The sequence below is a fragment of the Paenibacillus xinjiangensis genome (assembly GCF_059686975.1).
Genome location: NZ_JCAALS010000001.1, coordinates 18,490 through 44,350, shown reverse-complemented (window position 1 = coordinate 44,350; position 25,861 = coordinate 18,490). Strand labels below are relative to the sequence as shown.

The window sequence follows — 25,861 nt, the reverse complement described above, 5'->3', positions numbered from 1 at the left end:
ACCTTACTCTTCATTATGCGCTTGGCAGTGTCATCTCTATCGTAGTTCCTTCATTCTCCTTGCTGATGACCCTGATCCAGCCATCATGCGATTCAACAATTTTTTTGCTCACCATGAAGCCTAATCCGGTTCCCTTTTCTTTCGTCGTATAGAAGGGCTGACCCATCTTCGACAATACATAATCAGGGATTCCATTACCCTGGTCGATGAAGCGCACTACAATATAGCCTGCTCCTGCAGAAGCCACTTGTATACGGAGCTCACCGCCTGAAGTCATAGCTTCAATCGCATTTTTTATGTAATTGATACACACTTGCTTCAGCTGATTATCATCGCATCTAATATAGGCGTGCTCTTGTTCGAACTCAAGGACGATCTGCACATTGCTTATAATAGCTTGCGTGTTCAGAAGAGGTACAACTTGAGCCAGGAGCTCGCAAATATCGCTCCGCTCATAGCGACTAGTCTGAGGCTTCGCAAGCACAAGCAGTTCGCTAAGAATCAATTCGATACGCTCAATCTCAGAGGACATAATATCATAATAGCGTTGTTTCTCAGAATACCCTGAGCGCATAAGCTGTAAGAAGCCTTTGATCGCCGTAATCGGATTCCGGATTTCATGAGCAATGCCTGCTGCAAGCTGGCCGGCAATCGTCAGCTTCTCAGAGTTAAGCATGAGCTCCTCGGTTTTTTTACGTTCCGTAACGTCTCTACCCACTCCGATGATCTGCTCAACCTTACCCGATTTCCCTCTTATTCTGCGAATCGTGCTTTCAACCCACACATAGTGACCCTGCTTATGAATGAATTGTAAGGTGAACGTCTCGTGATCCATTACTGCATTCGTACTCTTCGGAATGACGCCTTCTCTGTCCAATCTCATATAATCGTAGAAACACGTCCCGAGAACTTCCTCCAGCTTATAGCCTAGAATCCGTTCCACCGCAGGAGACGCGTACAGTATGATACCATCAGGCGATAAAGAAGCAATCATGTCTTGAGCATTGTCCGAAATCAGCTGATAGATTTGCCTGCTCTGCTTCAGCTCGCTCCACAGCTTCATCTGCTGCCCCATATCCCTTGCGAACCCATAAGCGCCAGTAATGATTCCTCCAGAGAACAACGGCACCGCCACAACGTCTAATATGAGGGATTGATTAGTCTTGCTGAGCCCTATCGTTCGAAAATGGACCGTATTCCCTATCAACGTAACCAATTGAAAGTTTCTTTCGGCTATTTCCAAGTGATCGGGATGAATCATCCTCCGAAAATGGATCGAGCCTTGCAGTATTTCTTCTGCTGTATAGCCTGTCGCATTTTCCAATATGTCATTAACCTCAGTAAATACTCCACTGGTATTCAAGGAGAATACGAGATCCTGGTGTATGACCTGATGCGAATCGGTAAGCGTCCTGTTCTCTGTAGAGAATGAACCTTCATTCGTCCATCGCGATATATCTCGTATAACGGCAATGATCTCGATTATGTTCCCATATTCATCCGTTACGCCTTTTCCTGACATCACTACCCAGCTATAGGAGCCATTCTTGCGATTCAACCGGATAGGCAAGGTTCTCATCGGATGGCCATGCAGCACATTCATCTGTTGGGTTCGCAGCTCTTCGACATCCTCAGCATGCAGCAGCGACAGTAAAGTGCGATCCTGCAGCTCATCTGGCCTATAACCAAGCATATCTAGAGAGGCAGAGGATACATAGAGAATCGCTCCATCGGGGCGTAGTCTGGCGATGAGATCTGGGCAGTATTCGGTAATGTTATGAAAAGCAGACTCTTTCTCTCCTAGATGCAGCAATTCAAGCTTATAGGCATGAATCGTATCTGCATGGACTAGAAGAGAACGAAGCCCTCCCTGATCGTCTTTCATAATAGAAATACTCATACGTGCCCATATGATCTGTCCCTGTTTATGCAATAGCCTTTGCTCCTGCTGATAATTCATCCGTTCCCCCGCTTGCAGCTGCTGCATGTAATGCATCTGCTGCATCTTGTCATCCGAATGGGAGAATCGATAGATCATTAGACCCTGTAGCTCCTCCTGCTGATAGCCGATAAGCCGACTGAACGATTCATTAACCCACGTGATGATTCCATCGGGCGTTGTTAAGGCCATTCCAACGGAAGCATATTGAAAAGCTTGAACGATTAGGGCTTCATTGCTAGAAAGATCATTATTAGACATCGCTCTCCTCCATCATCCCGCAGATACTTGGGTAAGATTTCTAGAGGAATTAGTTAATTTCCTGCTCATTACATAAATATTAAAAAAAGGAGAGTACCACACCTACCGCGAATCCGCACAAAGCGCCATTTACTCGTATCCACTGCAGGTCACTTCCGATCTTCTCTTCCAGCATGGAGACGAGAGCTTGGTCATCCAGCTTGTTCAGATTGTCTCTGACTAGAAGACCAATGCGGTAATGATTCTTCTCAATCATATTCACAACAAAGCTAAGAATCGATTTCTCGGAGCGATCCAGAAAATCTTGCCTTTCTCGCAAATAGTTAATCGCATAACGATATCCCTTAACGATGATGGGACCGCCTTGCTGCCGTTCCTCCTCCAGCTTATCAAGCAGCAATTGGCGCAGCTCCTCCAAGCGAAGATGAATAAAGCGCTCAAGCTCTATACTGTCTGCACCGTTCTCAAGCCATTGCTTCACTTTATCCATTAATTCCTCGTTAGCCGGCAAGCCTTCCACCTGACCCCGAATTTCATGCAGCAGCTTCTCTCGATTCTGACTTCCCGGCATGCTTAGATCACGAATACCGGAAAGCAGCATGTTCTGCACCATTGGCCCAAGCTTCTCAGGACTCATGAAGCCGACGAATGCTTGCACCGCGAAGCCCATGAAGCCGCCTACCTGCAGCTCCTCCAGCTTACTGTGCGCAAGATTGCCGAGAAGCTGCTCCGTTTCCCGCTTGCTGACCCATTGCTTGCCTTGACTCAGCACATAATCAAGTGCTTTCTCATCCCAGCTGTCGGTTATCAGCTTATCGGTAAGCTTGTTGACAATCGGCTTAATATCCTGCTTGCGGACATAATCAGCCAGCAGAGAGCGGACAACACCGCTCAGCTTCTCAAGCGGCAGCTGTTCGATCGCTGATTGAGCGAACTCGATGGCTGCAACTCTTGTCTTCCGCTTCCGAATAATACGCGTCGTACCCGAAGCAAGACCTTGGAACAGCTTCATATCAGACAGCTTCTGAGTGATGCTCTCCTTCTTAAGAAGCTCATTCTCCATCGCAGAGATGAGTGCATTAATAATTTTATTCCTATTCTTGAGCAGCAAGGCTGTATGAGGAATCGGTATGCCCATGGGATGACGGAACAATGCCGTCACGGCGAACCAGTCGGCAATCCCCCCTACTAGCCCGGCTTCAAAGCCGCTTTCCAGCAATTGCACCCATCCGGTATCTGGCAGAGCGTATTTCGTCGTGATATAGCCTGCACCCATTACAGCAAGCGATAAGCCTGCAATATATCTTGTTTTCATCCGTATTTCCTCCAATACCGCAAGCAGCTGGAACAAGCTCAGCCCTCGTCAGTTGCATATATGATAATTATACCAGATAATAAAGTGAACTTTGAATCGGACAACTTTTCTGTTTGTATATAAAGGAGATACCCATAGTGGCGAAGACTAAAAAATCTTTATTCCGAATAACCCCTCCTCAAATTCTAACATTCGGATTCATTATTATTATTGCCATCGGCTCGCTGCTGCTATCATTACCGTATGCTACAGCCGATCAGCAGCCCACGCCTTTTATTGATGCGCTGTTCACAGCTACCTCCGCTGTCTGTGTAACTGGACTCGTTGTGGTGGACACAGGCACGCACTACTCCATGTTCGGCCAGCTGGTCATACTCGTTCTGATGCAAATAGGCGGACTCGGATTTATGACTATGGCTACCCTGTTCGCGCTGGCCTTTCGCAAGCGAATCTCCCTGAAAGAGCGGATCGTTCTTCAAGAGTCGATGAATCAATCCTCTCTGGAGGGCATTGTTCGATTCATTCGCAGAGTGCTCATCTACGCGTTCGCTATCGAAATTATAGGTGCGCTAATTCTGACGTTACGCTGGTCACTCGTGATGCCCTATCAGGATGCGCTTTACTTAGGTATATTCCATAGTGTATCCATGTTCACCAATGCTGGCTTCGACATCATGGGCACACTTCATGGGCCATTCAGCAGCTTCGTCAGCCATGTCGATGATCCCATCGTGAATGCGGTCCTCATGCTTCTGATCTTTCTAGGAGGTATCGGCTTCATTGTACTGGCAGAGGTGTGGGATTATCCGAAGCTTCGCAAGCTGTCCTTCCACTCGAAGGTCGTGCTTCATGCTTCAGGTCTGCTGTTTGTTATCGGAGCGGTGATCATCTTTATATTTGAATTTACCAACCTGAAGACGCTGCAGCCGTTAAGCCTGCCGGGCAAGCTGTACAGCTCTCTGTTCCAATCCATATCACCACGCTCCGGCGGAGCCAACACCTTGGATATTGGAGCACTGCGGCATGCTACGCAATTTCTGCTCATTATACTGATGTTCATCGGTGCTTCCCCAGGCTCGGCAGGAGGCGGCATTAAGGTGACGACCTTCGCCATTCTAGTCGGAGCCGTCATCTCGATGATTCGCGGAAAAGAGGATGTTGTCTTCTTCCACCGCAGGCTGGCGAAGGACCGTGTCTATAAAGCTTTAACGATTACCATCGCCTCGCTCGCTGCTATCGTGTTATTCACGATGATTCTATCAGCGACTGAGAATGCAGAATTTCTAACTTTGCTATTCGAGGTTACCTCCGCATTCGGCACTACAGGCTTATCGATGGGACTTACACCTCATTTAACTACAATTGGCAAGGTGCTTATCATTATCATGATGTTCATCGGCAGGCTTGGCCCTCTGACACTTGCCTTCTCCCTCGTTCCCACGCAGGAGAAGGAGCTGTACCGCTATCCCGAAGGCAAGATTATGATTGGCTAGATTGACAAGACATGAAGGGGCAGGCTCGTAAGATGAGCCTGCCCCTTGTCATGCTAGGATCGAACGCTTGGCGGCGCTCCCCATTCTATAACTCTGCTGCATAGCTGATCCAGCAGCTGCCGATCATGGCTAATAATGAGCATACCAAGCTGCCGCTCCTTCGCAAGCTTCAGTAAACTATGCCAGATCTGTGCCTGTGTTACGGCATCCAGCATGGTCGTCATCTCATCAGCAATTAAGTAACGGGTTCGCGGACCAAGCGCTCTTGCAATACAGAGCCGCTGCAGTTCACCTCCGGACAGCTCTCTCGGCAGCCTGTCCAGCCATTCACTCTCCACTCCCATTGCGCCTAGAAAAGCTTCATCCGGCTCCCAGCCCTCCCTAACGATTCGGCGCATTCGCCAGCGTGGATTAACCGCCTTCTCCGGATGCTGGAACACCATTTGTACAGGACTATAGCCCGAGGAAGGCAGTGGCTTTCCCTCGAACATGACTGTTCCTTCACTCGGAGCTGCACAGCCTGCGAGCAGCTTGCCTAGCGTAGTCTTCCCGCATCCGCTTGGACCTGCAAGACCCACTATAGCCCCCGCTTCAAGAGCGATATCCAGCCCCGCGAAGGTCCATGCCGACTGCCGATTATAGCGAAAGCTTAATCCTCGTCCCTCAAGAAGCATAGCTGCACCTCACCATTCCGCCGCGCAGCTCCCGCTTCTGCGGCTTAGCTGCTAAGCATTCAGCTGCTGCATGCTCGCACCGGTCAGCGAAGGAGCACCCCGGCGGCCGTGCAGCTGGATGCGGCTGCACTCCTCCAAGCGGGATGAAGCCATTGCTTGGCAGCGCTCGCCAAAGCGCTCTTGTATAAGGATGACGGAGACGCTCCCCATCACCGGTGAAGTCGGCTGCTGCCGCTTCCTCAACCGCCATGCCGGCATACAGCACAACAACCCTGTCCGCAACCTGGAGAGCAAGCTCAATATCATGCGTAATGAACAGCAGCGCGCAGCCATCATCGGCTAGCTCACGGAACTGACGCACCGTTTCCTGTGCTGCTGACTCATTCAAGCCAGGCGTTGGCTCATCAGCAACGATAAGCTTCGCACCGCTGACGAGCGCAGTAGATACAAGCACTCTGCGGGCCATTCCGCCGGATAGCTGATGCGGATACATCCGATCAACTTCAGGCGCGAGACCATTGCGGGCGAATGCCTCTCTCTGCAAGGAGGCCGCGGCTAGCTTACCATGACTCTCGGCAGCGGACAGGCGAACCTGAGCCCCCACCTTCATGAGAGGGTCAAGGTAATTGACTGATTGCGGAACGAGCGCAAGCTCCTTCCCGCGCAGCTCCGCCTGCTTAGCAGCATCCAGCAGCCCCCCCTGATAACGGATAGTACCGCTCATCTGGGCATTATTAGGCAGGATACCCATAATCGCATGAGCGAGCAGGCTTTTCCCTGAACCACTTGAACCGACCACAGCTACAATCTGCCCTGCATCTACCACCAGATCAAGCCCATGAATAATGTCGATTCGCTTCTTCTTGAACAATCCAGAGGACCGGACAAAAGACACAGTTAAGCTGTCGATTTCTAACACTGCCATTGGTGAAGCCTCCTTTCCTATGTGAATACTCACTAACCATTTTTGTTCCTTCATTCAGTAACGGTGTTCCTTAATTCCCATCAGACAACTCACTATCAAGCTGATTCGCAGCTTTAACGCAACTAATGCAGCAAGAGCGGTAATCAATTACCTTATAAGGAAATAATAGAAGCAAGACTCTACATGTAAGATCTTTCTGCAAGGTAAAGCGAGGTCAAATACTCACACTCATTCATTCACTCATTCATTCATTCATTCATGCACCCGATCTGGACTCCATAATTGCTTCATATATTCACCAAGCACATCGAATGAGCGTACTGTGAGCAGCAAGCCTAGCCCAGGGAAAAAAGCGAGCCACCACATGCCCGTTGATAAATATCGCATCGATTCCGACAATATAATCCCGATAGCCGGCTGATGCGGAGATAAGCCTAATCCGACGAAGGTGATAGCTGCCTCATGCAGAATGGCATGAGGGAACATAAGCAGCAAGCCCACGAACAGCTGCGGCAGTAGATGAGGCGTCAGATGCCTCATTGCAATCCACAGGCGTGATCGCCCTAGACGCCGAGATATAAGCACGTAATCCGAGCTGCGCAGCTGCAGCATCTCGGCACGTATCAGCCTTGCTAAGCTCGGCCAATGGGTACAAGCAATCCCAATGACAATGCCTTTCACCCCGCCCCCGCATACGAATGCAATTAATATAAGGGTAACGAGATGCGGTACGCTAAGGAATAGATCAATAAGCCAAGAAATCATTCGGTCAACTGTCTTCCCCATCGTAGCTGCCATTAAGCCTAGAGCTCCTGCAATGAGACAGCTGGAAGCCGCGCCAATGAAGCCAACTTTTATGCTTAAGCCAATTCCTTTAACTGTTCTAGTGAACATATCTCGGCCTAACCAATCGGTTCCGAACAGATGAGTCAACGATGGAGCTAAATTACGGCTTCCTAGATGAGTAGTTAGAGATTCATTCCCCATGAACAGTCCACCCAGCCCGGCAGCAAGCAGAAAGATCACCGCCGAGAGAAAGGTTAACAACGGCCACAATCGCCCATACACTAGACGGGATTGAGGCTTTGCTGCACGAACAGCTTCATTCAGCATCCGCTATAACGCCTCCCGTTCTCTAATTCTCGGATCTACCAGGCGATAGATCAGATCGGCAGCTGCGTTCCCTGCGAATACGAATAAGGAGGTGAATAATACTATGCCGAGCAGCAGTGGAACATCGCCGCGCAAGCCAGCATCAACGGTCGCTTGACCAAGCCCAGGGTAAGAAAATACCTGCTCTGCCAATACAGCACCTCCGAACAATTCACTAAAGTATGTGAATTGCAGCGTAATAGCAGGCAGTGCTACATTGCGAAGACCATGACGCATAAATAGCCGAATCCCCTTCTCTCCTCTTGCTCTAGCGAATGTTATATAGTCGCTGTCAAGCACATCGATCAACTTCTGCCTCGTATGCAGAGCAATGCTGGAAATACCGACAATGCTGAGCGTCAGAGCGGGCAGCACTAGATGCTTAAGCCGATCCAGCCAGGTAACCTCCTCCGCAAGCATTCCCGCTGGCACACCGAGTCCAGCTGGGAACCAGCCTAACCAGACCGCGAAGACGATCAGCAGCAGCAAGCCCATCCAGAACGTCGGCGTTGAAGAGAGCGTATAACAGTACCATTTGATCATTCGATCCAACCACGTATGGCGATTCATCGCTGCAATGACACCCGCAGCGAAGCCCACAATACCAGACAACACCCAAGAAACTGCCATCAGTGCAAGAGAGCTCATGAAGCGTTCGCCAATAACCTCTGAGACAGGCTGCCGATAGATCATTGAGGTGCCCATGTCTCCTTGCAGCAGCGCAGCCCCCCAACGCATGAATTGTTCAACAGGAGAGTCGTTGAGGCCCCAATACTCCGCAATCTGCTCCTTCTGCGCTTGACTCACTGTCATCATATCCGCGCCAATATACGCTTGAATCGGATCAACCGGGGAGCTGCTTACTAAGACAAACGATACAATACTAATCGCAAGCAGGAGTGAAGCAAGCCGCAGCAGCTTCATCCCCAGCATAGAAGTCACTTGTCCGATCAATGACAGGCTGCTCGTCTTATTCATTCGTCCAGCGCCATTGCTCAATGTTGTCCGTTACCGGCCAGCCATGACCGTGGGGATGGATTTTCTGCTTGCCAATATCAAGACCGTCCTTCACCAGATACAAATGGTCAATATTGACCAGCCATGCCCAAGGCGCATCTCCCTCCACGCTGAAGCCAGATGTTCCGTCCCACTGCGCTTTTTTCCAATTCATAATTGCTTCTTCTTCCGTCGTTGCCCGAAGCGCCTTCTCCATCCACTCATCCACAGTCGCATTGCTATAATAGCCGCTGTTATAATAATCGACGCCTCTATATTTGCTGCTGTATAGATTGTACATTTCAATCGGGTCTTGACTTCCCCAGCCGAACATTACGGCATTCGAATACATCAGCTTCTCAATGTCATCCCAGCTTTTGCCCTCTACATCCATCTGAATGCCAATTTCCTTCACTTTATCTGATGCAGCTAAAGAGAGCGATTGGCGAGTCACATCCCCAGCTGCATAGAGCAGCGTAAATTGTGCTTTCACGCCATTTTTCTCGACGATACCATCTCCATCTACATCCTTCCAGCCACCAGCCTCCAGAAGCTGAAGCGCTTTGGCCGTATCCCCATCCTCGAACACCGTAGCAGGATTCCACCAAGGCAGCCCATCATTAACCGAATAAGCTGGGGAGCCATAGCCCTCTAGCAAGCCATCGACCAGCTCTTGACGATCAATCACATAATTGATAGCTTGGCGAATGGATAAGTCGGATGTGACTGCATTACCGATAGGATAGCCCTGTTCTGTCTTCTCACCAGGCTCAGCGATAGAGAACAAGATACCTCGATTATCTACGGACTTTACAGCTTCCAGCCTCATCCCGCTGACAGACTGCTGGCTGAACGCCGACGGAATATAAGCCATGTCGACTTGACCAGCTTGCGCTGCAGCATAAGCAGCATCCTCTCCGAGGAACAGGAATGTCAGTTGTTTAAAATAAGGCTCCGTGCCATAATACAGCTCATTATAGGTAACAATCGCCTGCTGTCCCCGATCCCATTGTACTAGCTTGTATGGACCCGAACCGATTGGCTTCTCTGCATACTGATCCCCATATGCGTGCTTCGGTACAATACCTAGCGTCGTTAACGTAGTAATGAAGGTGGACTGTGGCTCCTTGAGCACAAATACGATTTCGAATTCAGATGCTGCATCCACACTTGCCAAATTTGTCAAATCAATAATGGAGCCTTTATCTCCAGCCGTCTCGAACGTGAACTGCACATCCTCCGCCGTTAATGGCTCACCATCCGAGAACTTCACATCTTCCCGCAGCTTAATAGTCCACTGCTTCCCGTCCTCAGATACTTCGAAGCTCTGGGCCAAATCATTCACAATATTCATGTCGCTATCGCGCTTCATTAACGTGCTCTGAAAAATCGGGGAGCCATAGCGTCCCCAGCCAGTCGTCGGATCGAAGCCGTCATCCGGCTCTGCTCCTACTGCTAGCAGCAGCTCATCCTTCTTAGCTGTCTCAGTCTCATTACTAGTAGTAGTGGCAGCTGTCGGTTTAGTAGAACAGCCTGCTACGAATACGAGAAGCACCGTTATAGCTATAAAAATAAACTTATGTAGTCCGTTTGTTCCCACTCTTCATCACCATATCCTTTTTTAATTATTATGTATGTCTATATTTCGTGTTACTTTTCATAAGAATTGTAGCACAGCATACAGGGAGAATCACTATTTTTTCTCCAAATTTACACATTTGAAGACAGAATACCTGACATGAGACCTTACTGGTATGACACTTTCAATGCGAGAACGCAAAAAAGCTGCTCCAACAGTCTATTAATAGACTCGGAGACAGCTATTTTGGACAGCTTATTCTGCATACCTGTTACTTGATGTACTTACTTAATCATGATGATGCCCATGCTCGAGAGAAGACTGCTCCTCCACATACGTGACGGATAGCTCGGCGTAGGTAACGCCCTTTTGCACCTGAATCTGCTGATGCAGCTTGCGAAGCCTAGCTAACTGACCGCGGACCGCAATAATCTCCAAGCATTGGTTATGATTCAGATGAACATGCATATTGGAAATAATATCATGATGATAATCGTGCTGGAGCTCCATCAATAGAAGCGGCAGCTCTCGCGCATGATGATCATACACCATCACGATCGTACCCGCGACAAGCTGCTCAGAATGCAGACGTGACGGCTCTAGCAATGCTTTTCTAGCTAAATCCCGGAATGCCTCCGAACGGTTCGTATACCCCTGCTCCACAATATATTGATCGAACTGCTCAATTAAGGGTGCTGGAAAAGATACGCCGAATCGGTTCAACTCTTCTTTCTCTGCCACTTGAACCACCCAGCCTTACCGCTATGATTGTCCAAAGTGTACCATAGTTCTAACGGTTCATCCAGCCGCCATCCACGCAGAGAACATGTCCCGCCATGTAATCAGAAGCTTGCGATGCAAGGAAAATAGCTGGTCCCATCATATCCTCAGCAGTTCCCCAACGGGCAGCCGGTATACGATCGAGAATTTGCTTGCTTCGCACTGGATCTTCACGAAGCGCTTCCGTATTGTCTGTGCTCATATAGCCCGGTGCAATGGCATTCACTTGAACACCCTTCGGTGCCCACTCATTGCCGAGTGCCTTGGTCAATCCTGCTACAGCATGCTTGCTCGCAGTATAGCCAGGAACGTTGATGCCGCCTTGGAAAGAAAGCATGGAAGCGATGTTGATGATTTTGCCTGAGCCCTGCTCGATCATATGCTTACCCGCCAGCTGGCACAGCGCAAATACAGAGTTTAGGTTCACATCAAGCACATCCTGCCAATCCTCATAACTGTGCTCAGCAGCAGGAGTTCGGCGAATAATGCCTGCATTGTTCACTAAAATATCTATTCTGCCCAGCTCCTGAAGCGTCTGCTCCACGATGCCTGGAAGCTTGCTGCGATCGGATACATCCGCTTGAATCATAATCACTTTACGGCCGAGTGCTTCAATTTGCTTCGCGACATCAGCTGCAGGTGTGCGGTTCGTCACAAGGGCAATATCCGCACCAGCCTTAGCTAGGCCAATTGCTATAGCAGAGCCAAGTCCGCGGCCCGCGCCTGTTACGATTGCTGTTTTACCTGACAGATCAAAAAAACTCATATTCGCACACTTCCTTTTCTTATGCTTATTCTAGTCTTTATGCCTGTAAAATCCGGACGCCCTGCTCCTCGTATTTGCGAAGCACATCCGCTTCAATCCGGTTATCCGTAATAATGATATGAATATCCTTCAGCTCAGCGAATGTAATAAGCGCTCCCTTATCGAACTTGCTATGATCAGCCAAGCAATAGATTTCTTTGGAGCATTCCATATAGACCTGCTTCAGCTTAGCCAGCTCTTCCGTGAAGATCGTTAATCCGTATTCGAGATGAATGCCTGTCGTCGATAAAAAAAGCTTATGAACATTCAGCTTCTTAATCCACTCATGCCATTCCGTCCCAATTAGGAGATTGTTCTGGCGATAGCCGCCAGGCACGATCAGACGAATCTGATCCTTAAGCGTCAGCTCTCGAATAATGAGCAGGTCATTCGTCAATACGGTGAGCGGTATGTTCTTAAGCCGTCTCGCCATTTCGAGCGTTGTGCTGCCCGCATCCAGTGCGATAATATCGTTCGGCTCAATTGCTGCGATTGCACGCTCAGCTATAGCAGCCTTCTCGCTCTGATGCTTGCTATTCGGATACTGCAGAGGCAGCATGCTGTCCTCATTATCTGGAGGCAGAACCGCACCGCCGTGTAGACGCTTCAGCAGCCCTTTCTCCTCAAGCTTCTCCAAATCCTCGCGAACGGTTTTCTCCGTTACCTGGAACTGTTCACTCAGCTCAGATACCTTGACGCTGCCCTTCTCTTCAAGCTGTTTAATAATGTGACGATGACGTTCTGCGGCTAGCATTTTACTTCAACTCTTCCATTTTGACTGCATCCATATCGGTGAATGTGTAGTTCTCGCCAGCCATTGACCAGCAGAATGTATAGTTGCTCGTACCTGCACCAGAGTGAATGGACCATGGCGGAGAGATGATCGCTTGCTCATTCGCTACGACAAGATGTCTTGTTTCTGAAGGCTCGCCCATCATATGGAAGACACGCGCATCTTGATTCAGATCGAAGTACAGGTAAGCCTCCATACGACGGTCATGAACATGAGATGGCATGGTGTTCCAGATGCTTCCTGTCTTGAGGCTTGTCACGCCAAGCATCAGCTGGCAGCTTTGAATGCCGTCTGCGTGAATATATTTGTACAGTACGCGTTCGTTAGACGTTTCAAGTGAACCCAGATGTGACGGATTTGCTTCCTCCATCGTCATTTTTTGAATCTCGATTTCTTTGTGAGCAGGTGTTGAACAGAAATACAGCTTCGCTGGGTTAGCTTTGTCCTTGCTCGCTACCAATACTTGGCGTTTTCCTTTACCTACATACAGAACATCAAGACGATTCAATTCATGCTCTTCGCCATCCACCGTAATAACAGCTGTGCCAGCGCTAATATTCAAGAAGCCAACTTCACGACGCTCCAAGAAATATTCGGTCTTGAGCGTTGCCGCATCCTCGAGCTCTAGTGGTTCATTAATTGGAAAAGCTCCACCAACGATCATCCGATCGTAATGGCTGTATGTCATGGAGATTTTGTTCTCTTGGAACAGGTTCTCGATTAGGAAATCTTGTCTGAGACGATCCGTTGTGTATTGCTTGAAATCGGTTGGGTTAGTTGCGTGACGTACATCCATGAATGAATCCTCCTCAAATTTCCTCCGGCTCGGCTAGTTTATTTAGAGATATTGGGTATAACTGCACCACACGAAGGTTTGTTTTTGTTTGTTTCTATAATAACACACATTTACGAACGAAAACAGACTTTATTTCCTCGGCCCTGCCCTATCCATAACTAAGGGATGTCCTTTTTTGGGGCAACCAAATCCACTGCGCAGTCGAATGTTCTTACGATCGCTGTTGTTCGGGGATTCTTCGAATAAATGGGCTAAGGTGGGAATCCCCTCACAAAGGCGAACGCTGGCGCTTCTCCAGAATCATTCGACCTGCTCCGTTTTGGTTAACCTTCTGTCCATTTTTAAAAGCAATACAAGCCAACCTTGTTGAAATGTAGCTTCAACCCTTTTGAGACTGCTCCCATTTTCCAACATGGTATCTGCGGCAGAAACGTTATCTTGAGAGATATATGAGAATATTTCATCCATATCATCAACTGCTGCTGGAGCATATTTGATTTAATCTTTTGCGGTATTTATTTTCCTCCGCATCCTTGCGATTACTCGATCATGATCGAGAAACTGTGTACCTTCGGAAATTTCCTTTTCTGCAATCAAAAGCTTAGATTGTAATATAATCTTGCAAAGCTACTACAACATAAATCCCCACTTCACATAAAAGTATAAATATACAAGTTTTCATCGTATACTTGGCGGAAGCAAAATAAACGATCAATAAGAAGGCACTCAGAATAGGAGGCTATGGAACGGATGAAATGGGTTAAAGTGATGATCGTGGACGACGAAGTACTCGCGATCGAGCATATGCGAAATCTAATTGCGTGGCAGCAGCTTGGCTATGAGATCGTCTGTACAACGACTAAGCCATCGCAGGTCCTGCGGCTTGCTCGGGAGCACCGACCAGATCTGATCCTAATGGATATTGTCATGCCGGGAACCGGCGGGCTGGCGCTTAGCAAGGAGCTGCTTACCGATGGAATGGCTGTAAAAATCGTATTTCTCACCTCATATAAGGAATTCGAGTACGCCAAGGAAGCACTGAAGCTAGGTGTATCTAACTATTGGGTCAAGCATGAGATGGATGCAAGCACCGTCAGACGTGAGCTTGGAGGGCTCAGGGAAGAAATCGTAAACGACTGGAAGCTGAGGAACCATGACCGGGACAGGCTGCTCGTTGATTGGCTTGGCGGGCGGCTTCTCTCGGATGCACAGTGGAGAACAGCAACCTCCGACCTTGGTGAGACGTTTGATCGACTTCATCTAATCGTTGTGGAGCCGGACCGGAACATCCCGTTGCTTCCCGGCATTCAACCGGATAACCCTCAGCTGCCGATGGAGTGGCCGGATCAAGGAGAAGCAAATCTATTAGCGTCCATCCGCTTCCTCGAACGCTACTTCGTCCTGATCTACGGAGATAATAGCAGCAGAGGCGATCGTAGAATGCGAGAGCTGCTTGAGGAACAAGCTGGCTCAGCAAGGCAAACGATGGAGCAGTTGACCGGTCGCCGAGCGTCAATGGCTATAGCATACGGCATGCTGAACCGATCAGACGTTCCCGGAAAGCTGGCTGAAGCCTTACAATGGCTGTCACTCTCACTTTTCTCTGGTTCTCGTCAGCTGTTCCGATTGAACGAGCTCGGGCGTGTCGAAGATAAGCCCACCGCGCATTTGGAGTGGGAAGAGGGCTTAAGCAGGCTCAAGGAGCAGCTGCCCGGCAACCAATATAAGGAGTCGGCTCAGGAGATAACAGCCTTATTCACTCTTGCTGCGGACGCAAAAGATGCAAGCGGTTTCAACGATATGTGCCGCCAATTGGTTATCACATTCAACCGTTCTCGTTCGGCTTGCCAGCTCCCTCCTCTCTCCGAGTCTTGGGCTGACGGACCCGGCGCCAAGGCTGATTGGACCTCGCTGGCAGGGATTCACGAATGGTTCCTGTCAGAGATAGACGTGATCACCGCAGCTGCAGCGACCTCTAGAATGCCCGCTGTGTCCCGAAAGGTTCGTCTGGCGCTCGAGCAGATGGAGCGGCATTACAACGATCCTGAGCTTGACGCGGATGTAATCGCGCGGCAGCTCGGCATCAGCCGCGATCATTTTCGCCATATATTCAAGCTCCAGACTGGCAAGACGGCACATGATCGGCTCACAGCGATTCGAATAGAGAAGGCCAAGCAGCTGCTGGACGAGGAAAAACTCAAAGTATACGAAATTGCTGACCGAGTTGGTTATCGCAACGGGCAATACTTCAGTCAGGTATTCCGCAAGGTTACGGGCATGACCCCGCTCGAATATATGGAGAAGCATAGGTGATTGAACAATGCGCATAAAGATTCGCACCAAAATTATCGCCAGTACCGTTCTCGTCGTCTCGATATCGCTTATCCTCAGCGGCTTTTTCATCTACGACTACGCTAAGGAAATTATCCGTGAGCAATCGATTAAGGACAGCCGAACGAAGCTGGCACAAATTTCTTTCCAGCTTAAAAAAATTCAGGAGCAAGTCGTCAAGACCGCGGAGTACATTATATCCGACGAAGAGATAACCGAGCTGATCAATGCCAAGGCGAGCGAGGATATCGAGACCAATTATTTCCGCAAGCAGACTGTGCAGGAGAAGCTCGGGCGGTTCGTGGCGCTCAGCAATTCCATTCTGAATGTCGTCATTATTTCACCAACAGGAGAATTCTACTCGAATTACAGCGGCTACGAGGAATATTTCTCCGATTACTTGCAGCAGGATTGGTTCGTCAAGATGAAAAACTCACGTGCCGGCTACAGTGAGCCGCATCCCTTCTTCTTCATCAGCGGCAATCGCCAGGTGTTCAGCTACTTACTGAAATACCGCCCTATCGGGCAGGAATCAGCGGGAGACAGCTATCTCGTAATCGATATCGCCTATTCAGAATTATCGAATGTCTTCTTGCAAAGCGCGCAGGATTTCGAGCAAATCGAGCTGTACACAGGATCAGGAGCTTTGCTGCTCTCCGCGAATGAACAACTGCCAGAATCGGATCGGTCGTTTATAGCAGACGCCTTGCTTACGGGCCAGTCTTTCGCCGAGGACGATCACAGAATCGTGTTAACTGACACTACGATGAACCAAGAATGGAAGCAGGCGGCGTTGCTCTCCAAGAACAAGCTGTTCAAAAAAATCAACCGCGTTTTCTTTTTCTATATCATCATCATTATTACCGCTATTATCGTTACACTGCTCGTCATGCTGCCGATTATCGTCAATCTGATGAAGCCGCTGATTAGACTGACGAACGCGATGAAGCGAGTTGCCGTCGGTGATCTGGGGACAAGCGTCCATATCCGCAGTGGAGACGAGCTCGAAATACTGGGCACAGGGTTCAATCGGATGGTCGAGGACTTAAGGAGCTTGATGGAAACCTCCGTACGAAATGAAGCTGTGAAACGCCAAATGCAAATTGATCTCTTGATGGCTCAAATTAACCCGCATTTTCTCTATAACTCCTTGAACACAGTCATTTATTTGTCTCATGCCAATCGAGGAGGAGAAGCAGCCGAAGTGACCCAAGCACTTATCTCGATACTGCAAAATACGATTAAAACCGGAGAAGGCGCTATACGAGCTCCGTTGTCAGAAGAGATGAGGATTGTCGAACAATATGCGATCATCCAGCAAACCCGATATCCCGAGAGCTTCCGACTTATTTGGGAAGTGGATGATGCGCTGCTAGAGCGTTCGGTCCCCCGAATGACGTTGCAGCCGCTCGTCGAGAACGCCATCGTTCACGGCATTATCCCGTCAGACCGTGAAGAAGGAACGATTATCATACGAGCTTACCGAGACGGTGAACAGCTCCTAATGGAAGTCGAGGACGACGGTCAAGGCATGACTGTACCCGAAGAGGGCTGGAAGCTGCGGGATGGACAGGAGCCTGGACATACAAGAGGAATAGGCTTGTCTAACATTCAAGAACGACTGCTTACCCATTTCGGTGCTTCGGCACGACTGGAGGCATTCGGAGCACCAGGCCAAGGCTCCCTAGTCAGAATTAGGCTGCCATGGGTCGATCTGCACAGGAAAACAATGTGATCGCCGGATTTTATACGAAATCGCCGTTTTGGCTAATTACAGCCTGATAGGGTCCTGAGTTACGATTACAGTGTAAGCACTTACAAATTTATCGATAGGGGGACTCATCATCGTGAACATCAAAAAGAAAGCGAAATGGATGGGCGGCTTCATCTCTCTTCTTATGCTGACCGGAATGCTCACAGCATGCGGAGGCAATGGCAATAATGGAGACAACGGCAACGCTGCAGCTCCATCAGCTGCGACCAATACGGATCCAACGCAGCTTAGCGGCACGGTTAAAGTATGGGATTGGGACGAAGCGTTCCAGAAAGGCATGATCACAGAATTCAACAAGAAGTACCCGAACATTAAAGTTGAAGTGACCGTGGTCAATCCGAATGACTACCTGCAAAAGCTGCAAAGCGGTATCGCTTCCGGCTCCGACGTTCCGGACATTATTTTGGGAGAGTCGGCCTACCGGGGCAAGCTGTTCGATCTGGACGTATTGGATAATCTGGAGGCTGCTCCTTACAACTTCGATAAAACCACGGTTGTGGATTATGCAGCACCTTACATCTCTAATTCCAAGGGTGAAGTTATCGCAGTCGATCAGGCACTCACACCAGCAGGGTTCGCTTACCGGAGAGATCTGGCGAAGCAATACTGGGGCACGGATGATCCGGCTGAGCTAGAGAAAAAAATCTCCACATGGGACGATTTCATCACCATGGGCAAAGAGTTAAAAGACAAAAGTGCTGGCAAGGTGCTCATGTTCCCTGGACTGGGCGATGCTTTTCTAGCCTTGAAGGGACAAAATTTCGTCTCCTATGTGAATGGCACTGAGATCGATTTAACGAGCAAGCTGCAGCAGCCGCTTAACAGGCTGTTCGAGATGCGCGATGCTGGCATTATCGGCAAGAACGAGCTGTGGACGCCAGCTTGGTCAGCTTCTATGGCCAAAGGCGAGTTCATGTTCTATCCGATGGCGCCATGGGGAGCCAAATGGCACATCTCGGCCAATGATCCGGATGGCTCAGGCCGATGGGGTCTCGTGAAAGCACCGGAAGGCGGGTTCACTCGTGGCGGAACGGCAATCGGTATCTACAAAGATAGCAAAGCTAAGGAAGCCGCTTGGGCGTTTATCCAGTATGCCTACTTGTCGGATGAAGGCTCTGCATACAACTTTTCAACTTTCGGCAACATGACCAGCTCTAAGTCATTCTACGAAACTCAGAAAGCACTCATTGATGCTCCTGGAGCTTATGATGCATTCTTCGGAGGCCAGAATCTCGCGAAATACTTCGTTGAGAATATCGTCCCGGATATGAAAGGCGAGGCGCAGTCCAAATACGATTCTGTCGTGGACTCTGTATTCAACGCTCTGTACCCTCTTTGGATGAAAGATGAGTCGGTTACCGCTGATTCCGCACTGCAGAAGTTCATTCAGGAAACGAAGAACAAAGCGTCGGATGCAACCGTTAAGTAAATACTCAAAAAAAGAGGGATGATCATGAGCGCGGAACGCATAAGCAAAGCTTCCGCCGCATTCAGCAAACGCAGATGGGGGTCACTCATGTGGCCCTATCTTTTCGCCTTACCGTTTGTGCTGACGTATGCGGCGTTTCAATTGTATCCAGTCCTATACTCCTTCGTGCTTAGTCTGCATGACTGGAATGGCATAGGCGCCAAGACGTATGTCGGCTTTAAAAACTACGTGCAGCTATGGACCAATGACCCTTTGTTCATTAAATCCTTGTGGAACACATTGATAATGATGGCTATGTTCATTCCACTGACCTTAATTCTAGGACTCACACTGGCGTATTGGACTTTCAATCTAACGCGCGGCAAGAGATTGTTCCAGACCATTAACGTTCTACCCTATATTACGACTCCAGTAGCCATCGGCTTTATTTTCTCCTACTTGTTCGATTGGCAGACGGGTATTGTGAACTTGCTCCTTACGAAATTCGGGCTACTTGAAGAAAGCTTTTACTGGCTTCAGGATCCATGGGGCTCCAGAGCGATTATCGCTCTAATGGTTATTTGGCGCAATTTAGGTTATTTCATGATTATATTCATGGCCGGCATGACGGTCATTCCACAAGACGTGTACGAAGCTGCCAAGGTAGACGGCTCTACGGGACTCCATACCTTCCGTAAAATCACGATGCCCTTGCTGCGGAACATTATCGTGTTTCTCGTCGTCACGTCCGTTATCGGCGGATTGCAATTATTCGATGAACCGAAGCTGCTATACGGCGGATGGTCAGGCTCCGCTCAGGTAGGTGGTCCTGACAACACGGCTCTTACTATCATTTGGAAATTCGTGGATGAATCGTTCGGGTCCAACACGCGTTTCGGCTATGCTTCGGCAATTGCCTACTCGCTGTTCTTGCTAATCGTGTTATTCTCCATTCTCAGCTATAAGCTCACAGCACCTAAGGAGGACAAGCGATGAGAGCAGCGATGTGGATTTGCCTGATTGTCATCTCCCTGCTCTCGCTGTTCCCGTTCTATATCATGATCGTGATGGGGACACATTACAGCGAGGATCTATTCAAGGGAATTCCTATCCTTCCAGGCCACTATCTAGGTGAGAACCTGAAGACGGTACTGCAAGCTGACTTCCTCAAAGTCTATGGGAATAGCCTGATTGTATCCATAGCATCGGTTGTCCTGGCGACACTGACCAGCACGTTGATCGGCTACGCGATAGCGAAGTTCGAATTCCGTGGGCGCAAGTGGCTTCAGACGTTCGTAATCATCACGATGATGGTACCGACTCAGGTCGGATTAATCGGTTATATTATTGAGATGAGGCATCTCGGTGTTGGTAATACGTTATGGCCCGTCATTCTCGTCTGGGCGGCATTCCCGTTCGGTGCATTCTTTATGATCCAGTTCATGCGCGATTCCATCCCCACTGACTTGTTGGAATGCGCACGTATTGACGGCTGCTCCGAGCCAGGGATCTTTGTCCGCATCGTACTGCCGATTATGAAGCCAGGCTTGGCAACTCTTGCAACCCTCGTCTTCCTATGGTCGTGGAACAACTATTTGCTTCCACTTGTCACCATTAACAAATCCGAGTGGTACACCCTTCCAATCTTTATCTCGAATCTGGGTATCGTACACCGAACCGATTATGCAGCGCGGATGGCCGCGTTAACGATGACGACGATTCCCGTGTTAATTCTGTTCATTCTTGGTTCAAAGACGTTTATGAAAGGTTTGACCGCTGGAGCAGTGAAAGGCTAAACGCGGGACGGCGGTCCTCCTGCTCCTTCACCTAGTGCTCTATCCGTTTGATATGAGGCTGTCTCATAAGTGAACTGCACCCCAATTGTAAGTTATGTCTAACAATTGGGGTGCAGTTCACAGTCGTCGTTGATGACGGGTCAGTCTCATATTTATGATGAAAAAGGTAAATAACGATCCTTCCTACGATCGTCTAACGTCAAATTTTCTTTCGTTAAGCAACTTATTTCTCTATCTTCCACACAGAATTGGGTATCAGAGATGATAAGGAAGAAAGAGCAGTAACAGCAGAACTTCATTACCTAACAAGGAAAAACAGCAGTAGTGGGTGGGTTTTGTGTTAATAGGGACTACATGAGTGAAATGGAAAGAAATAAAGTCATTAGCTAAAGAAAAAAGGTACTTAAGTACACCATTTACTAGTATTACAGTGGGTATTCCATTGTGAGGTCAGGTTAAGAAGATTGGGCTTGAAAGGATATCCATCATAGGTTTGATGGTCGATGTTGTGATTAGTAGATAATTGAAATTCGGATAAGCTAATCCCCTATTTATTAAATAACGATAGGGATCATAATCACAAATTCAGGATCTTCTGAGTACGGATTTTGATGCATTGGGTATTTTTCAAAATGGGTAATATCCTCTTTAAGCAGCTCATAGCCTTGTTTCTCAATCCATGCAAAAATGTTGTTATAGGAAATATCAATGTTCTGCCCTTTTTCATGTTCACATTCAGCATAGGTTAATGTCGGAAGTGTAATCGTTATCATGCCGTCTGGGACATTCTTGATTTCACCGACCTCGACAACAGCATAATGGGTAAATCCTCCCTCGATATTAAGATTGGACAGCCCGAGAAGTGTATCTGCATTAATGACATGCTTGATTTCTTGCAAGCGATCCTGCATGTTGGTCTGTACAGCTCGGATACCCCCTGCTCCTGCCTCAGCGAACGTTCCTGTCCATTTCAATCCAACTGCATGGAAAGACTCCTTTGTGACAATTCCAGTTTCATTTTTCTGTTCCACCTAATCGCCTCCAATAATATCGTTTTCTTTACGTGTTCTATTTCACAAAAAATTGTTGAGTTACAAGCCTTGTAGAAGTTCTAGGTCTAGACTCCTGAAATACTCCATCTTACTATCAATAAATCCATCATCAAAGTCAGCGGCTCCTATAAGCTCCGATTCACTGAAACATAAACCAAAGAGCCACAGCTGCCTCAGTACAACGAATATAGGAACGAATTTTACATCATGATCACTGATATATCTGACATTTCTGTAGCCATTTAAAAATGCATCCCATAGCTGTTCGATTTCTTCTTTATTATGGCCGCTATGAATTTCTCTGGCCAATCTAAACTCTGCGATATCATAGGCTCTCCAGCCATAACCACAAATATCGAAATCATAGTGTGTTAGTTTCCCATCATCCGCAAATGCTACATTCGTATTCCCATGCAAATCCCCGTGACATACTCCCCAATCTAACCGTGCTTCTGAATGGTGCATGATCTGCTCCTGTAATCGCATAGCAAGCTCATGTATAAAATCATAATCCACTTGACGATGCTCCATGTGCAGTTTGATTATGTTAAGCGGTGTTACAATCAGATGCTCCAAATCAAGATGACCTCGTACGTGTTCACTAGTGAAGCTGTCTGCTGCTTGATGAATTTGTGCAACGGCTTGTCCGAACAGATAACTATCCTCTATCGCACGAATAGGCTTTTCATTTCCTTCAGCGTAACTAAACATAACCCCATACTTCACACCCTCAGGAACTAGAAATGAATGAATATAAGTCCCGTCTTTTTTTGGGATTGGGGTTGAAACGTTTACATCATGCTGATCTAGAAAATCTAGTAAATCTAATTCGAATGCAATCTCTGCATATGTTCTCCTATCCGCACGATAAACTCTAAATATATATTTTGCTTGTTTCGTTACTAGCACGTAAGTGTCGTTCATTCCTCTAAGGAAATACTGAAAACGAACAGGTTCATCGATATCATAGCTACTTTTAATATGTGATAATAATGCTTCTTTTGACAGAAGTGAGTATGATACAGGGAAAAAGCTCAATATAATCCCATCCTTTTAGCTTTGTTGTGAAAATGTAGTAAGCTCGTTCAAAGATAGTTCATTCCTTTTCCAGGCACATCACCACCGATTCCGCGCTGCGCGGCTTTCCTGAATCTATTGCTTCATTTTTTTCTTAAGCTAATGACTTTAATGAATTTCTGCTCTTGCTGTTATTTGTTCCTTATCATCTCTGGCACATCATTACTGTGCTGAAATAGCGTAATTAGTTACTGAGTGAAGGGACATTTGACGTTAATGCGCCTTAAGCAGTCGTTGTCGGTCATTCGTGCAGTTGTCCCTGTCATCTTTGAACAAATGTTTTATCTATTATCTTCCCATTCAGATCGGAGGATCCCCATCATTAAACGGTCATACGTTCGTCCGTCTCGACACACAGCCTCCCTTACTCTACCCTCGTGTTGAAAGCCTACTTTTTCATAGGCACGGATTCCACTGGCATTGTATTCTATAACTTCAAGACCAATTCGGTTTAAATTCAATTCATGAAAAGCATATCGAAGAATAAGCTGCAGTGCATCTGTTCCGTAGCCCTTATTTCGATTGTCGGCTTCACCAATACCAATAGCTAGGCTTCCAATACGGTTGTTCCATTCAATACTATGAATGCACACAAATCCAATTAGTTCATCCTCGCTCAAGGTTCTCAGTCTGAAATATACCTCTTTGTGATTAGGCTCTCCTTCTGATTCCAATTGTTTTTCTGAAATAGGCAAGGCTATGTCAGTATCCACATTTCGAAGATATTCAGAATCCTCGACCCATCTTGCCATTACTGCAACATCTTCCTCTCTAGCTGCCGTAAGTTTTACAGAGTTACCGTGAAAAAGATTGCCTCTTAATGTCATGTTAATCTCCTTTGAATTTGTTCCGTCACTGTTATGAACCCCTATTCAACAGTTGCAGACTGTACACAACAACTTTACCATATTTATCAATTAAATGACTGTTTTACAGATACCTTTGAATGATATTGAAAGAAAGAAAGTCGAGCGTTGGAAACAACGTGTTGTCAACTTAGATGAAGAGCATCTACGGACCTATCATCGGGAATACGCCAAACTTTGGATAAGTCCATTTTACGCTATTCCCATAAGACCGAAGTTATTCGGCTTGCTGGAGATATATATAGAATATATAGCGTGAAAGTTGGCGATGTGTGGGTCGGTTCCATCAACACTACGATAGACAATCCATATTTAACAGGCATGAGGCCGGTATAAATTCCGAGCTCATGCCCAACAAGCCTTTCTATATTCCTTGGAAAATACAAAAACTCCAAGTCCACTAGTAGTGGCTTGGAGTTTAGGTCCTGTCATATGAACGGTCTTATGCTTAGCACAAGAATCCAACTGCTCGTACATAGTTACTTTCCATATGTTTCTTTGATTATTGAAACAGATAATGCTCCTATAACGAGCAATATACCTGAAATCAGAATCATTACTGACATCGACGAACCTAATGCAGGGAACAAAGCAAAGCTTAAGCATGAAGCAATAATTTGCGGTATACAAATACTTCCGTTAAATAGCCCGAGATATGATCCCATATTTTCTCCTGACAATGCATTAGTAAGCATGGTGAAAGGATATGTCATCATTGCAGCCCAAGCAACCCCTATAAGAGCAAATGAGATAACCAATACGAATTGATCCTGTATAAAGAACACAGAAGCAAATCCAATGCCGCCTAACAATAAACTAATGGCATAACTCGGTTTATGCTTGTCATTGGGTACTCGCGATAATACAAGTGACCACAATACCGCTGCGATTGCTTGCACAGCCGATAAAATACCGAACCAATTTCCAGCTTCTTGATAAGCTGAGCTAGATGGGTCGACCGTATCCCAAACATTTGCAGCAACTGCTCCAGTACCATAAGTCCAAAGATATTGAAAACCCATCCAGCAAAATAATTGAACCAAAGAGATCGTCCAGAACACTTTTGGTGCTTTGCGAAGCAGAGTAAGGAAGTTTGTTTTTCTTTTGTTAGCATCTTCAGTAATGCCGTGATATCGTGCATACTCTTCTGGTGAGTATTCCTTAACTTTAAATATGGTGAACAGACTACAAACGATTAGGACAAATGCTCCACCATAGAATGAAAAGACAACAGATTGAGGTACAACTCCTTCTGCAGCACTATTCGATACACCAAGCATAGTTAGAATAAAAGGGAAAATGCAAGCCAATACAGCTCCACTGTTCGATAGGAAGCTTTGTATAGAATAAGCAAAGCCTTTTTGCTCTTCATTAACCATATCAGCTACCATCATCTTGAATGGCTGCATCGCTACATTCGATGATAAATCCATAAACAAAATAGCAACTGCTCCAAATGTTAAAGCTGCTGTTGCATTAAAACCGAAACTACCGGAATTAGGCAATAAACACATGACGATAACAGCCACTATCGTGCCACCCAATAAATAAGGGATACGTCGGCCAAGCCTTGGAAGCCATGTTCGATCAGAAAAGTAGCCTACTAAAGGTTGAACAATTAAACCTGCTAACGGAGGTAAGATAAAATAGAAACCTAACTGGGTTGGATCAGCACCAATGGTTTGAAAAATACGCCCCATGTTTGAGCTTTGCAATGAGAATGCCATTTGTACACCCAAAAAACCGAAACTAATTAACCAGATCATACTTAGTGGCAAATGGGGTAATTGATGCCTCGAGCTCTTTTCTTTAGCCTGAATACTCTTTTGTACAGACATAAGTTCCTCCTACAAATTTAAGTAACCTTAGCTAAATAGCTGAATATCACTAATATATTATAAAAAGTAGTGCAAACGTTTGCATTTTAAGCAATAGTTAATTGCTGTTATCCTTACAAAAGCAATTAATAGTTTTCTAGTAGATGCTTTCTCTAGTTGCACACATTCATATAAAAGAGACCCTAATACAGCTATTTACGCATTATTTCAT

At 47.2% G+C, this 25,861-nt stretch carries 21 protein-coding genes; 6 read left to right on the top strand and 15 right to left on the bottom strand.

Going from position 1 to position 25,861, the window contains the following annotated elements; all coding sequences use genetic code 11:
- Window positions 1-13: 13 nt before the first annotated feature.
- On the bottom strand, window positions 14-2,200 hold the full coding sequence (locus tag AC6ESP_RS00185; RefSeq protein ID WP_497094653.1) for a PAS domain-containing sensor histidine kinase: 2,187 nt from the start codon (window positions 2,198-2,200) through the stop codon (window positions 14-16).
- A 79-nt stretch (window positions 2,201-2,279) separates the two neighbouring features.
- Entirely contained in the window at window positions 2,280-3,515 is a 1,236-nt protein-coding gene (locus AC6ESP_RS00180; RefSeq protein WP_497094652.1) for a DUF445 domain-containing protein, read from the bottom strand.
- 137 nt (window positions 3,516-3,652) lie between these two features.
- Between AC6ESP_RS00180 and AC6ESP_RS00175 the strand changes: the two genes are divergently transcribed.
- Window positions 3,653-5,008, top strand: coding sequence for a TrkH family potassium uptake protein (locus AC6ESP_RS00175; RefSeq protein WP_497094651.1), 1,356 nt, complete (start codon window positions 3,653-3,655; stop codon window positions 5,006-5,008).
- A gap of 53 nt (window positions 5,009-5,061) precedes the next feature.
- Here AC6ESP_RS00175 and AC6ESP_RS00170 read toward each other — a convergent pair whose 3' ends face one another.
- The 9 genes from AC6ESP_RS00170 to kduI form a co-directional block, all read right to left on the bottom strand.
- Complete coding sequence (locus tag AC6ESP_RS00170) at window positions 5,062-5,682, bottom strand: ABC transporter ATP-binding protein (protein WP_497094650.1); 621 nt, start codon at window positions 5,680-5,682, stop codon at window positions 5,062-5,064.
- A complete protein-coding gene (locus AC6ESP_RS00165) occupies window positions 5,672-6,607 on the bottom strand; it encodes an ABC transporter ATP-binding protein (RefSeq protein WP_497094649.1) in 936 nt (311 codons plus the stop codon). Before AC6ESP_RS00165 ends, AC6ESP_RS00170 begins: the two co-directional genes overlap by 11 nt.
- Window positions 6,608-6,859: 252 nt before the next feature.
- A complete protein-coding gene (locus AC6ESP_RS00160) occupies window positions 6,860-7,720 on the bottom strand; it encodes an ABC transporter permease (protein WP_497094648.1) in 861 nt (286 codons plus the stop codon).
- Window positions 7,721-7,723: 3 nt separating this feature from the next.
- On the bottom strand, window positions 7,724-8,737 hold the full coding sequence (locus tag AC6ESP_RS00155) for an ABC transporter permease (protein WP_497094647.1): 1,014 nt from the start codon (window positions 8,735-8,737) through the stop codon (window positions 7,724-7,726).
- The gene (locus AC6ESP_RS00150; protein WP_497094646.1) at window positions 8,730-10,355 is read right to left on the bottom strand and encodes an ABC transporter substrate-binding protein; all 1,626 of its coding nucleotides are present in this window, start codon (window positions 10,353-10,355) and stop codon (window positions 8,730-8,732) included. The genes AC6ESP_RS00155 and AC6ESP_RS00150 overlap by 8 nt, the downstream gene beginning before the upstream one ends.
- A 267-nt stretch (window positions 10,356-10,622) precedes the next feature.
- On the bottom strand, window positions 10,623-11,075 hold the full coding sequence (nikR, locus tag AC6ESP_RS00145) for a nickel-responsive transcriptional regulator NikR (RefSeq protein ID WP_497094645.1): 453 nt from the start codon (window positions 11,073-11,075) through the stop codon (window positions 10,623-10,625).
- A 49-nt stretch (window positions 11,076-11,124) separates the two neighbouring features.
- On the bottom strand, window positions 11,125-11,880 hold the full coding sequence (kduD, locus tag AC6ESP_RS00140) for a 2-dehydro-3-deoxy-D-gluconate 5-dehydrogenase KduD (protein WP_497094644.1): 756 nt from the start codon (window positions 11,878-11,880) through the stop codon (window positions 11,125-11,127).
- Window positions 11,881-11,917: 37 nt separating this feature from the next.
- Window positions 11,918-12,673: a DeoR/GlpR family DNA-binding transcription regulator gene (locus tag AC6ESP_RS00135; protein ID WP_497094643.1), complete on the bottom strand. Its 756-nt coding sequence runs from the start codon at window positions 12,671-12,673 to the stop codon at window positions 11,918-11,920.
- A gap of 1 nt (window position 12,674) precedes the next feature.
- Window positions 12,675-13,508: a 5-dehydro-4-deoxy-D-glucuronate isomerase gene (gene kduI / locus AC6ESP_RS00130; RefSeq protein WP_497094642.1), complete on the bottom strand. Its 834-nt coding sequence runs from the start codon at window positions 13,506-13,508 to the stop codon at window positions 12,675-12,677.
- 750 nt (window positions 13,509-14,258) lie between these two features.
- Here kduI and AC6ESP_RS00125 point away from each other — a divergent pair.
- The 5 genes from AC6ESP_RS00125 (at window position 14,259) to AC6ESP_RS00105 (ending at window position 20,817) form a co-directional block, all read left to right on the top strand.
- Window positions 14,259-15,821 (top strand): response regulator transcription factor, encoded by a 1,563-nt coding sequence (locus tag AC6ESP_RS00125; protein WP_497094641.1) that lies wholly within the window; start codon window positions 14,259-14,261, stop codon window positions 15,819-15,821.
- Between the two features lie 7 nt (window positions 15,822-15,828).
- Window positions 15,829-17,574: a sensor histidine kinase gene (locus AC6ESP_RS00120; protein WP_497094640.1), complete on the top strand. Its 1,746-nt coding sequence runs from the start codon at window positions 15,829-15,831 to the stop codon at window positions 17,572-17,574.
- A 112-nt stretch (window positions 17,575-17,686) separates the two neighbouring features.
- The gene (locus tag AC6ESP_RS00115) at window positions 17,687-19,042 is read left to right on the top strand and encodes an ABC transporter substrate-binding protein (RefSeq protein WP_497094639.1); all 1,356 of its coding nucleotides are present in this window, start codon (window positions 17,687-17,689) and stop codon (window positions 19,040-19,042) included.
- Window positions 19,043-19,066: 24 nt separating this feature from the next.
- Complete coding sequence (locus AC6ESP_RS00110) at window positions 19,067-20,017, top strand: carbohydrate ABC transporter permease (protein ID WP_497094638.1); 951 nt, start codon at window positions 19,067-19,069, stop codon at window positions 20,015-20,017.
- On the top strand, window positions 20,014-20,817 hold the full coding sequence (locus tag AC6ESP_RS00105; protein WP_497094637.1) for a carbohydrate ABC transporter permease: 804 nt from the start codon (window positions 20,014-20,016) through the stop codon (window positions 20,815-20,817). Before AC6ESP_RS00110 ends, AC6ESP_RS00105 begins: the two co-directional genes overlap by 4 nt.
- Before the next feature lie 554 nt (window positions 20,818-21,371).
- Here AC6ESP_RS00105 and AC6ESP_RS00100 read toward each other — a convergent pair.
- From AC6ESP_RS00100 to AC6ESP_RS00085, 4 genes are all read right to left on the bottom strand, one after another.
- The gene (locus tag AC6ESP_RS00100) at window positions 21,372-21,848 is read right to left on the bottom strand and encodes a GyrI-like domain-containing protein (protein WP_497094636.1); all 477 of its coding nucleotides are present in this window, start codon (window positions 21,846-21,848) and stop codon (window positions 21,372-21,374) included.
- 60 nt (window positions 21,849-21,908) lie between these two features.
- A complete protein-coding gene (locus tag AC6ESP_RS00095) occupies window positions 21,909-22,907 on the bottom strand; it encodes a phosphotransferase (protein ID WP_497094635.1) in 999 nt (332 codons plus the stop codon).
- A gap of 320 nt (window positions 22,908-23,227) precedes the next feature.
- A complete protein-coding gene (locus AC6ESP_RS00090) occupies window positions 23,228-23,773 on the bottom strand; it encodes a GNAT family N-acetyltransferase (RefSeq protein ID WP_497094634.1) in 546 nt (181 codons plus the stop codon).
- Window positions 23,774-24,291: 518 nt separating this feature from the next.
- Window positions 24,292-25,650 carry an SLC45 family MFS transporter gene (locus AC6ESP_RS00085; RefSeq protein ID WP_497094633.1) on the bottom strand — a complete coding sequence of 453 codons (1,359 nt, stop codon included), beginning with the start codon at window positions 25,648-25,650 and terminating at the stop codon, window positions 24,292-24,294.
- Window positions 25,651-25,861: the final 211 nt, after the last annotated feature.